The organism is Gordonia sp. SCSIO 19800 (assembly GCF_018132775.1).
GTDB lineage: Bacteria > Actinomycetota > Actinomycetes > Mycobacteriales > Mycobacteriaceae > Gordonia > Gordonia hongkongensis.
This window is the reverse complement of the sequence record NZ_JAGRQM010000029.1, coordinates 37,588-48,216: the sequence shown is the minus strand read 5'-3', so window position 1 is coordinate 48,216 and position 10,629 is coordinate 37,588. Positions and strand designations below refer to the sequence as shown.

General features: G+C 67.0%; 8 protein-coding genes and 1 tRNA gene. 5 read left to right on the top strand and 4 right to left on the bottom strand.

From position 1 onward, the window contains the following. Positions 1-559: 559 nt before the first annotated feature. A tRNA-Met gene (locus KB201_RS22640) sits at positions 560-636 on the bottom strand. A gap of 218 nt (positions 637-854) precedes the next feature. Here KB201_RS22640 and KB201_RS22635 point away from each other — a divergent pair. Then, positions 855-1,139: a hypothetical protein gene (locus KB201_RS22635; RefSeq protein ID WP_058251883.1), complete on the top strand. Its 285-nt coding sequence runs from the start codon at positions 855-857 to the stop codon at positions 1,137-1,139. Between the two features lie 43 nt (positions 1,140-1,182). On the opposite strand, the gene KB201_RS22630 is transcribed toward KB201_RS22635, so the two are convergent. Then, on the bottom strand, positions 1,183-4,140 hold the full coding sequence (locus KB201_RS22630) for a UPF0182 family protein (protein ID WP_238994920.1): 2,958 nt from the start codon (positions 4,138-4,140) through the stop codon (positions 1,183-1,185). A gap of 220 nt (positions 4,141-4,360) precedes the next feature. Between KB201_RS22630 and KB201_RS22625 the strand changes: the two genes are divergently transcribed. Further along, complete coding sequence (locus KB201_RS22625) at positions 4,361-4,906, top strand: PPA1309 family protein (protein WP_211540552.1); 546 nt, start codon at positions 4,361-4,363, stop codon at positions 4,904-4,906. A 20-nt stretch (positions 4,907-4,926) separates the two neighbouring features. Here KB201_RS22625 and KB201_RS22620 read toward each other — a convergent pair whose 3' ends face one another. Further along, positions 4,927-5,991, bottom strand: a complete 1,065-nt coding sequence (locus KB201_RS22620; protein ID WP_211540550.1) for a PDZ domain-containing protein — start codon at positions 5,989-5,991, stop codon at positions 4,927-4,929. Positions 5,992-6,114: 123 nt separating this feature from the next. On the opposite strand from KB201_RS22620, the gene KB201_RS22615 reads away from it, so the two are divergent. The 3 genes from KB201_RS22615 (at position 6,115) to KB201_RS22605 (ending at position 9,949) form a co-directional block, all read left to right on the top strand. Then, positions 6,115-7,587: a zinc-dependent metalloprotease gene (locus KB201_RS22615; protein ID WP_058251886.1), complete on the top strand. Its 1,473-nt coding sequence runs from the start codon at positions 6,115-6,117 to the stop codon at positions 7,585-7,587. Positions 7,588-7,675: 88 nt separating this feature from the next. After that, positions 7,676-8,617 carry a hypothetical protein gene (locus tag KB201_RS22610; RefSeq protein ID WP_091344360.1) on the top strand — a complete coding sequence of 314 codons (942 nt, stop codon included), beginning with the start codon at positions 7,676-7,678 and terminating at the stop codon, positions 8,615-8,617. 15 nt (positions 8,618-8,632) lie between these two features. Further along, the gene (locus KB201_RS22605) at positions 8,633-9,949 is read left to right on the top strand and encodes an AarF/ABC1/UbiB kinase family protein (protein WP_058251887.1); all 1,317 of its coding nucleotides are present in this window, start codon (positions 8,633-8,635) and stop codon (positions 9,947-9,949) included. A 63-nt stretch (positions 9,950-10,012) separates the two neighbouring features. Here the strand turns inward: KB201_RS22605 and KB201_RS22600 are convergent, their stop codons facing one another. Further along, positions 10,013-10,303, bottom strand: coding sequence for a WhiB family transcriptional regulator (locus KB201_RS22600; RefSeq protein ID WP_058251888.1), 291 nt, complete (start codon positions 10,301-10,303; stop codon positions 10,013-10,015). Between the last annotated feature and the right edge of the window lie 326 nt (positions 10,304-10,629).

The window sequence follows — 10,629 nt, the reverse complement described above, 5'->3', positions numbered from 1 at the left end:
CCACATCAGGGCTCCCACCAGCAGACTTCGCATTCAACCTTGCCAGCCACCCCGTCTCCGGGGCAACTCTTCCAGCCCACCAGACCCCACCCGCAGCCCGCAACCCCGAAGAATTCCGAACCACTGAGAGACCCAGCAACCCCAAACACTCTACCCAAGCCACAACAACTCAAGCCAAAACATTCAGGGGCGGCCAGCCAAGAAACCCGATCTCCACTCCCCACCATCAGACCCTTCCAGGCCCTTCCGGGGCGGCGCCGTGGCTCGCTGACTCGACATAAGTTACGCACCGCCGCACCCGCCGTCAAATCGCCTGGTCAGAGTGGGTACGACGCTCGATGCGACGACCTGGGAGTGCAGACTTCGCAGCCTGTTCGGTCGGCAAGCCGGCGGCGACGGTGCCACGGGGACCGACCAGAGCGGATGATCCGCCCGCCGATCCGGCCGCACCCGGGCCTGCCCGGTTGGGTTCCCGAAGCGTCGGGCTTGTCCCGCCTTCGACAGGACCGCACATAGCAAGAACCCCCGCCCGGGTGTCCCGGGCGGGGGTTCTTGGTGTTGGTAGCGGGGACAGGATTTGAACCTGCGACCTCTGGGTTATGAGCCCAGCGAGCTACCGAGCTGCTCCACCCCGCGTTGGTGAACACAACGTTACACACCGGTTTGTCAGCGATGCAAATCGATACTCCAACCCCACCCGACCTGGGGAAACGCCAGTGACGGCGGTCACTCGCACCTCGATAACCCCAGGTGACGTGACGGCCCGAACGGCCCGTCCGTCGCCGCGGTGCAATGTGATGCCAGTCACATCAGGCGTACACTCGGCTCACGAGACGCCCCGCCGAGGAGGAACCATGAACACCCACCGCTTCCACCACGAGAGCCACGGGAACCATCCGATGAGTTTCGTCGGGTTCGTCTTGGCACTGACCGGATTCGCCATGGCCGCGCTCTGGCTGGTCCACATGGCGGTCGGGAATGTCGGCCCCGCGATCATCTGCGGCCTACTGATGGTCGCGGCTTTCACGACGGCGGTGTCGATCTTCTTCTCGCTGGGCCACCGGCACCACCACAGCCCGGTGCTCCCCGACAACACCCCCAACGAAACCGAGCGCTACCTGCGGAAATACCGCGGATAGCGGTATGACTCGCAGATAGCGCCCGGCCTGGGTCGTCGTTCGACTAGTTGGGAGCCGCCAGCGACTCGTAGCGGGCAACCGCCTGACTCAGCTGGTCGAGCGCCTCGCCGTATGCTGCGAAGTCGCCACTCTGCTGAGCCTGGCGTAGCGCCGTGATCGCGTCACTGATGGCGTTTGCCGCGTCGTCCCGCTCCGGCGAATCACCTTGCTGCGGAGGTTGATTCGGTGCCGGCGTGGCCGGTGCCGGCGTTCCGGCCTGGTCCGGCGCGGGCGGTGCCTGCTGATCGCCGGGGACCACTCCGGCAGCGGGCGTGATGCCGACCTGCCGCAGAGCCTCGCGGGTCGTGGGGGCATAACCGATCCCGGATACCCGGTCTGCCGATTCGAACCTCGTGATCACACGGAACAGACGGGGGAAGGCCTCTTCGCCCTGGGCCTGTGCGTACAACGGGACGACGTACAGGATGCCGTTGTCGCCCACCGGAAGCGTGAGGAGATTACCGAAGGTCACCGTCGCCGTGTTCTCGAGCGACTTCAGTGATTCCGCCACCGTTCGGTCGGTGCGCATCGGGTTGAACGCCTGCTGCGGACCGGAACGTTGGGAGTTGCTGGGCAACTGCTTGACCGTCATCTGACCGTAGTTCTCGGGATTCGACGACACGGTCACATAGGCGCCCAGGATCGGTCGGTTGAGTCGCGTCAGCACCGAGGTCAGCTGGAACGTCGGCTCACCGCTCTCCGGGTCCGAGGCCACGAAGTAGTACGGGGGCTGGTCCAGGCCGCGCTGCTCGGCGTCCGGGTCCGTCGGATCGGAGGGCACCGACCAGAAGTCGCTCGCCTGGAAGAACGTCTGGGGCGAATCGACGTGGTAGCGGGTCAGCAGCGACCGCTGGATCTTGAAGATGTCCTCGGGGTAGCGGACGTGATCCCGCAGGGAGGTCTGCGCGTCGAAGTCGGCGCGGGACTTGACCGTGTCGGGGAAGACCTCCATCCACGTCTTCAGCACCGGGTCATCGGTGTCGAACTGATACAGCTCGACCTCGCCGGTGTAGGCATCGACGGTCGCCTTCACCGAGTTGCGCACGTAGGACACGGTCTTGTTGATCTGCGTCCGGCCGGTCTGCCCCGGGTTGAGGTCCTGGGCGTCGGCGGTCGCGCTCTGCAACGACGTGGGCTGCGAGTACGGGTAGTCGTCGAGGGTGGTGTAACCGTCGACGATCCACTTGATCGAGCCGTCCTCCATCACCGCGGGGTACGTCTTCGAATCGACCGTCAGCCACGGTGCGACCTGTTCGACGCGGTCCCGGGGATCGCGGTTGTAGATGATCTTCGATGCCGAGTTGATCTCGCCCGACAGCAGGAAGTTCCGCTCGGCGTACTTGCCGGCATAGAGGACTCGGGAGAACCAGTTGCCGAGCGAGACTCCCGCCGGCCCCTGGTAGGTGTACTTGTCGTCCCCGATGTCGTGTTCCCGAGCCTGCCCGTCGTCGGAACCGACGATCGCGTAGTCCGGGTCGATCTTCGCGAGCAGTTCGCCGAAGTAGATCCGCGGCTGTGACACCTTGATCGGGGCGTCCCGCTTGTACTCCTCGGTCTGGTAGTTCGAGGTGTCGCTGACGTAGTAGAACGGATCGCCGCCACCGTCGACGTTGTTGACGTCCGTCGACTCCTTCACCCGGTTGGCCGGGGCGGCGACGAACCCGTCTCCGTGGGTGTACACCAGGTGCTTGTTCAGCCAGTTCTGCTGGTTCTCGAGATAGCGACTCGGATCGAGCTCGCGCACCGACACCACGAAGTCACGGAGCTCGCCGTCGATGCGATAGCGGTCGACCGCCAGCTGCGTCGGGAATCCGTAGAAGTTCTGCCGCTGCTGCTGCTGGATGAACGTCGGGGACACCACATTCGGGTCCAGGATCCGGACGTTCGACAGCGTCGGTTCATCGCTGTTCACCAGCGCCGGGTTTGCCGGTCCGGCGGTCCAGCCCGGCTGGGTGATGACCTTGTCCGGCCCGATCCCGTACGCCTCGCGGGTCGAGGTGATCGCGCGTTCTATGTACTCGGCTTCCTTCTGCGCGGCATTCGGCTTGACCGAGAACTGCTCCATCGTCAGCGGCCAGCCGACCCCGATGAGCAACGCGGAGAACAACATCAAGACGGTGGCCAGTGCCGGCACCCGCAGGTCGCGGAGCACGATACCGGCGAAGAACGCCACCGCACAGATGATCGCGATCGCCATCAGGATGAGCTTCGACGGCAGCACCGCGTTGATGTCGGTGTAACTCGCCCCCGGGAAGATCTCGGCCTTCCGCTGACTGGACAGCAGGGTGTACCGGTCGAGCCAATAGGCGGCCGCTTTCAGCAGTAGGAAGGTGCCCGCCAGCACCGCGAGCTGAATGCGTGCCGCGGTCGTGACCGAACCACCGCCTTGCCCCAGGCGGATACCTCCGAACAGGTAGTGCGTGACCAGGTTCGCCAGGAACGCCACCACGACCACGACGAACAGCAGGTTGAGCACGAAGCGGAAGAACGGCAGGTCGAAGGCGTAGAACCCGATGTCGAGATTGAACTGAGGGTCTGTCCGACCGAACGACTGACCATGCAGGAACATCTGGACGGTCGCCCAGGACCCTTGCGCGACCAGGCCGGCCAGGGCGCCGATGATCACCGCCGGGACGATGGCGAACCAGCGGACCTTGCCCATGATGGCCGTGCGGTACCGGGCGAGCGGATCGTTCGGGCCCGCGGTCGGTACGAACACCGGGCGACTGCGGTACGCCAGGGAGACCGCCCCGAAGATGATGAGTCCGACGACGATCGTCGTGATCAGGAAGAGGATCACGCGCGTCCAGATCACCTTGGTGAAGACGCTCGAATACCCGACGTCGGAGAACCAGAGCCAGTCGGTCGCGAGACCGATCAGGCGTGGCCCGACGAGCAACAGCACCAGGACGGCCACGCCGAGCCCGATGATGATCTTGCTCCTGCGTGACAGTGTCGGCATTCCCGCCGGCCCTCGGACGCCCACCAGACCCACTCTCCAAAGCTCTCAATCCGGACACCACCCGCGCACACGTGCCTGCTGGGCGTGGTGCCCACTGTACTGGCACCACCCGGGTGACCAACTCACTCGGGGCGCCCGCTCAACGATCGCCACACGTCAGCGGTTCCCTGGCGGCGTCGCAGACTCGCGGTCGCACCGCGATCCGGGGCAGGATGAGCACGTGCCCGACCTCCCGACGACCCCACGCGCCTTCTCCACCGACGATCTCGGCAGCGCGTTGAACGAGATCATGGAACACCTCGACTCCCGTGGCTGGGGTCAGTCACCGTCCGTGTTCGCGCTGGCGCCGACCGCCCTCCTCCACGCACAGCTTCCCGAGGTGATCGCCGACGACGGTTCGGTGTTCACCCCGGTGGAGGAAGACGTCGACGACCTCGACGAGTTCCTCGCCTCGGCGGTCTGGCCAGAGGAGGTCGCCGGGGCGGCGGTGAGCATGGAGATCGTCATCGCCGATCCCGAAGACGACGACGACCGGACGCCCCGCTTCGAGGTCACCGACACCGGCGATCACCATCCGGGCGAGGAGGTTGCGCGGCTGGTGGTCGGGGTGCTGCGCACCGGCGCCGATCTCGCGCTGATGCGTCTTCGACCCGAACCCGACGGGGAACCCGCACTGCTGACCCACCCGCAACTGGCACTCGAACTGCGGGCCGCGCTGCGCGACACCTTCGCTCCCGATCTACCGGAGTCGTCCGACCGGGGCTGACGCGGCAGTCCTGGCAAGCCTCAGCAGCTCGGCGCCGGACGGCCCGCGCCGACCGCGTTCAGCGCGTCGACAGCGCCCTCGAGAGTGTCGACCTTCACCAGCTCCAATCCGTCCGGTCGCTCCGAGACCGCCTCGGCACAGTTGCGGGCCGGGACCAGGAAGACCGTCGCGCCGGCGTCGCGGGCGGCCCGGGTCTTGTGCGTGATCCCGCCGATGGGACCGACAACCCCCTCATCGGTGATCGTGCCGGTGCCCGCGATGAACTTGCCGGAGGTCAGCTCGCCGGGACTCAGCTGGTCGATGACCGCGAGTGCCAGCATCATCCCCGCCGACGGTCCCCCGATGTCCCCCACGTTGTAGGTGACCTCGAGGCGCGGATCGGCATCGACCACCTCCGGAACGACGCCCAGATACCCGGCCTCGGAGTCGGCCGGATGCGTGCCGAGGGTCACCGACACGGTCTGCCGGGCACCGGCGCGGACGATCTCGATGGGCAGGACGGTCCCCGGCGGATTGTCGCCGACGACCTTCCGCAGCTGTTCATCCGTTTCCACCGGCACGCCGCCGGCCGCCACGACCTCGTCGCCGGCGCGCAGCACGTCGACCGCGGGCCCGTCGGGTGCGACGCTCGCGATGCGCAACGCGGTGGGACGATCGAGGTAACGGAGCGCGGCGACCGTCGCGTTCTCCTCTGACCCCGTCATCTGCTGCGCGTTCTCCTCCTGAACCTGCTCGGTGGTGCGGTCGGGCGGATAGACCTGGTCGCGCGGCGTCAGCGAGTAGGTGCCCGACACCCACATGCCCAGGGCGTCGAACAGCGAGATCCCGTCCCGCACCGAGACGGTGGTGAGGTTGAGGTGGCCGGTCGTCGGATCGGTCGGCGCACCGTCGATCTGCACGACCTTGCGCTCCACCACCGCCCCGTCGTCCTCCACCTTCGTCGTGCCGAGGGTGTTGAGGGTGGGTCCGGGCCCGAGCGCGGCGTAGGGCACCTGCACCTGCGTGCCGAGCACCAGCAACGCCAGCAGGACCACGGTGGAGACCGCGGCCGCGGCGATTCTCCGGAATCGGGGGCTCGAACTCATTCCGCACACGATAGTGCCCCGCAGCGACCACGAGTCGGCTGCGCCGGCGACCATGAGCCGGCTACGCGCAGGGCGAACAGTCGTCGCCGTTTGCGGGCCTCACCGGGCGGTACGGTGGAACCCATGAGTGATCTGCCCTTCGGCTTCTCGTCGTCCGGTGACGGCGATGACGACCGCGACAAGAACAGCGGTGACAAGAACAAGCCGGGCGACAATCCCGGTGGCAACCCGTTCGGCGGGGCCAACCCGTTCGGATTCGGGGGCGGGCAGGGGTTCGGCGGCGGTCCCGGCGGCGACTTCGACCCCTCGAAGTTCGATCCCAACATGATCGGCCAGATGTTCTCGCAACTGGGCAACATGTTCAGCGGTATGGGCGCGGGCATGGCGGGTGGCGGAAACGGTCCGGTGAACTACTCGGTCGCGACCAATCTCGCCCGCCAGCAGATCGGTTCGTTCACCCCGATCCTCGAGAAGGAGATCTCGGCCTCGGCCGACGCGGTCCGGCTCGCCGACGTCTGGCTCGACGACGCGACGAATTTCCCCAGCGGCGTCACCCAGACGGTGGCGTGGACACCGGTCCAATGGCTCGAGGAGTCGATGGACACGTGGAAGGGTTTGTGCGACCCGGTCGCCGAGCAGCTGGCCCGAACCTGGCAGGACAACCTCCCCGCCGAGGCGGCCCAGTTCGCCGGCCCGATGATCGGGATGCTGACCCAGATGAGCGGCATGGCGTTCGGCACCCAGCTCGGCCAGGGGCTCGGTCAGCTCGCCAAGGAGGTGCTGACGTCGACCGACGTCGGGCTGCCGCTGGCGCCCGAGGGGATCGCCGTCCTGCTCCCCGAGGCGATCGCCAAGTTCGCCGAGGGTCTGGAGCAGCCGGCGCAGGAGATCATCGTCTTCCTCGCCGCGCGCGAGGCCGCCCATGTGCGCCTGTTCACCCACGTCGGCTGGCTGCGTCAGCGGTTGCTGACCACCGTCGAGGAATACGCCCGCGGCATCAGTATCGATTTCAGCGGCATCACCGACGCCACCGCCGGGATCGACCCGACCCAATTGCTCTCCGACCCTTCGAAACTCGAGGAGATCATCAGTTCATCGACGTCGTTCGAGCCGACCACGACACCTGAGCAGAAAGCGGCCCTCGGCCGTCTCGAGACCCTCCTCGCCCTGATCGAGGGCTGGGTGGAGCAGGTCGTGACCCGAGCGCTCGGCGACCGGATCCCGAGTACCGGGGCACTCACCGAGACCATGCGGCGTCGGCGCGCGTCGGGCGGGCCGGCCGAGCAGACATTCGCAACCCTCGTCGGTCTCGAGCTTCGGCCCCGCAAGGTCCGCGAGGCGTCGGAGCTGTGGCGCCGCGCGCTGGAGGCCACCGACGTCGCGACCAGGGACGGCGTGTGGGCACACCCTGATCTGCTGCCGGATGCCGACGACCTCGACAACCCTGCGGGTTTCATCGACCGGCTCCTGGGCGGCGACGACCTCGACGACCCGATCGCCCAGCTCGAGAAGACCATCGCCGAGGAGAAGGCGCGCGACGCCACCGACGAGTCCCGTAACGATGACGGCGGCGAATCGGCACGAGGCGGATCGTAGGAATCCACACCACCGGTGGAACACGCCATGCTGTGGATAACCTGCTCGCCGAGCGCCCGCGACGGCGTTCGGCTGGCAGAGTTGCCGCATGTCGCCAGCCCGGACGAGTTCCAGCGCCATCTCGGTGTCCCCCTGCGCTGTTCCGCCCGCGGTCCCGCGGCTGCTCCCGGGGACGCCCGTCATCGTCCAGCCGGGCAACTCGGTCCGCGTGGGCATCGATCCGGCCGACAGCCTGCTCCTCGACTTCGACGCCTCGGTGTCGGCGTATTCCGTCGCCGGGCTGCTTCGATCGTTGGAGGATCCGTGCACGGCGGACACCTTCGCTCGCCGCGCCCGACGGGCCGGCCTCCACGACGACGACCTCGATCTGGTCCTGAGCAGTCTGGTGTCGGCCGGCCGAGCGGTTGTCGACCGCCCGCCCACGGCCGCGGAGTTCCACATCCTGATCCATGGCCAGGGGCCGATCAGCGAACAGCTGTCGAATTCGTTGCGCAGCATGGGTTTGTCAGCTCGACGGACGATGCGGCGGCTACCCGACGGGACGCTCGATGCCGTCGACACCGACCTGGTGATCCTGACCGACTTCGTCGTCCACGATCCGCGGGTGGTGTTCGCACTGACCCGGGCCCGGATACCCCATCTGCTGGTCCGGGTCCGCGACGGGGTGGGCATCGTCGGCCCGCTGGTGCTCCCCGGACTGTCGAGTTGCCTCATGTGCGCGGACCGTCACCGGTCCGACGCGGACCCGGACTGGCCGGCCCTGGCCGTCCAGCTGATCCGGACGTCGGGTCAGGCGAGCCCGGCCGTGGTGGCGATGACCGCCGCGATGGCCCACTCGCAGATCGAGCAATTGGTGGAGGCCGTACGCGACCGGCCGCATGTGGAGCCACGACCCGATCCGCAGCTGCTCGACCATGTGTTGGAATTCCGAGATGACCCGACGCGGCTGGACATCAGACAATGGTCGCCGCACCCGGCCTGCGATTGTCGTCCCGCACCGGATCAGCAAGCCAGGTCGTCTATTGTGTGACGCGGAAAGGATGCTATGACCGACATCACCAAAGGACAGGGTCGCCGCAACGCGAAACTGGCCTCTCTTCCGATCGGTATGGCCGGGCGGGCTGCTGCCGGTTTCGGCAAGCGCATGGTCGGAAGGGACAAGGACGAGGTCAACCAGGAGCTCCTGGAGAAGTCCGCCGAACAACTGTTCGCCGTTCTCGGCGAACTCAAGGGCGGCGCCATGAAGGTCGGGCAGGCGCTCTCGATCATGGAAGCCGCGATCCCCGACGAGTTCGGCGAGCCGTTCCGCGAAGCGCTCACCAAGTTGCAGGCCGACGCCCCGCCCATGCCGGCCGCGAAGGTCCACAAGGTGCTCGACCAGCAGCTCGGCACCCGGTGGCGCGAGCGTTTCCGGGAATTCTCCGACGAGCCCGCGGCATCGGCGTCGATCGGACAAGTACACAAAGGAATCTGGTCGGACGGCCGTGAGGTCGCGGTCAAGGTCCAGTACCCCGGGGCCGACCACGCACTGAAGGCCGATCTGAAGACCCTGTCCCGCATGTCCGGACTCCTGCAGCGCCTGTCCCCCGGCACCGACGTCAAGGCGATGATGGACGAACTCATCGACCGGACCGAGGCCGAGCTCGATTACCTCGGCGAGGCCGACAATCAGCGCGCCTTCGCCAAGGCCTACGACGGCCATCCCGACTTCCTCATCCCCAAGGTCGTCGCGAGTGCACCCAAGGTCGTCGTCTCGGAGTGGGTCGACGGCGTCCCGCTGTCGAAGATCATCACCACCGGGGACCAGCAGACCCGCGACGACGCCGCCGCGAAGATGGCCGAATTCGAGGTCAGCTCGCCGTACCGGGTCGGACTCCTCCACGGCGATCCGCATCCGGGCAACTTCTTCCGGGCCACCGACGGGCGGTTCGGCGTACTCGACTTCGGTGCGGTCGGCCACTATCCGGAAGGCCTCCCGCCCGAGACCGGACCGATTCTCCGTCTGGCGCGGGACAAGAAGTACGACGAACTCAAAGAACTCATGATCTCCGCCGAGTTCATCCGCCCGTCCCACGCGAACAAGGTGACGAGTGCCGACCTCGAGGCCTACTTGCGTCCCTACGTCGATCCGCTCTACAGCGAGTCGTTCCACTTCACCCGGAAGTGGATGCAGCGGGCCGCGGGCAAGGCCACCGATGTTCGCGGCGAGGTGTACAAGACGTCACGAAACCTGAACGTGCCCAAGCGTTTCGTGATGGTCTTCCGCGTGCTCGGGGGCTGCGTCGGCATCGCCTCGCAGCTCGAGGCGCATGCCCCGTACCGGGCCATCATGGAGGAGTGGGTCCCCGGCCTGGGCGACTGACCCCACCCCGCAGACACGACACCGACGCCGCGAGCATTTCTGCTCGCGGCGTCGGTGTTGTTGTCATGCAACGTTCTTACGCGGGCGACCGCGGGGACGCTTGCGTGCGATGACGGCTCCGCGCTCGAAGATCTCGCCTCCCCAGACCCCCCAGGGCTCGGATCGATCGAGTGCGGCCTGCAGGCACTGGGCCCGCAACGGGCATTCGGCGCACATGGCCTTGGCACGCTCGAGGTCACGGGGGTCTTCGGCGAACCACAGATCTGCGTCGGCGACCTGGCAGGGCAGGTCGAGCCGGGCGGTCGCTGCGCGGTCCGCCGACATACAGGACTCGAGGACGCATTCGACAGTCATTGGTTTCTCCACATCTGCTCGTTTGGGGTGTTGAACCCGAGTCCTCGATGTGGCTCTGTGTCCGAGACCCCTGGATCGGGGTGGAGATTCGGTGACAGAAAAAGAGGGCCACGGGTGTCGCCTCTGCGATTCGCCCGTGGCCCGGAATGTCTCGGAGATCTAACTCCGGGAACTTCGGAACAGAACGGGGAACCGACGCGGCGCGGCTGCTACTGCTGCTGCGGGCGGTGCGATTCGCGCGACGCGCGCTTCGGCTGTCAGGTGCAGAGCCGCCGGCGGAACGGCGACCGGGCGTGCAAAGCTCGTGCACGCTCGGGCGACCGGCA

Excerpts from the sequence above, each read along its gene's own strand:
- KB201_RS22635 (WP_058251883.1), top strand. The coding sequence starts at position 855 with ATGAACACCCACCGCTTCCACCACGAGAGCCACGGGAACCATCCGATG.
- KB201_RS22630 (WP_238994920.1), bottom strand. The coding sequence starts at position 4,140 with ATGCCGACACTGTCACGCAGGAGCAAGATCATCATCGGGCTCGGCGTG.
- KB201_RS22620 (WP_211540550.1), bottom strand. The coding sequence starts at position 5,991 with ATGAGTTCGAGCCCCCGATTCCGGAGAATCGCCGCGGCCGCGGTCTCC.
- KB201_RS22615 (WP_058251886.1), top strand. The coding sequence starts at position 6,115 with ATGAGTGATCTGCCCTTCGGCTTCTCGTCGTCCGGTGACGGCGATGAC.
- KB201_RS22610 (WP_091344360.1), top strand. The coding sequence starts at position 7,676 with ATGTCGCCAGCCCGGACGAGTTCCAGCGCCATCTCGGTGTCCCCCTGC.
- KB201_RS22605 (WP_058251887.1), top strand. The coding sequence starts at position 8,633 with ATGACCGACATCACCAAAGGACAGGGTCGCCGCAACGCGAAACTGGCC.
- KB201_RS22600 (WP_058251888.1), bottom strand. The coding sequence starts at position 10,303 with ATGACTGTCGAATGCGTCCTCGAGTCCTGTATGTCGGCGGACCGCGCA.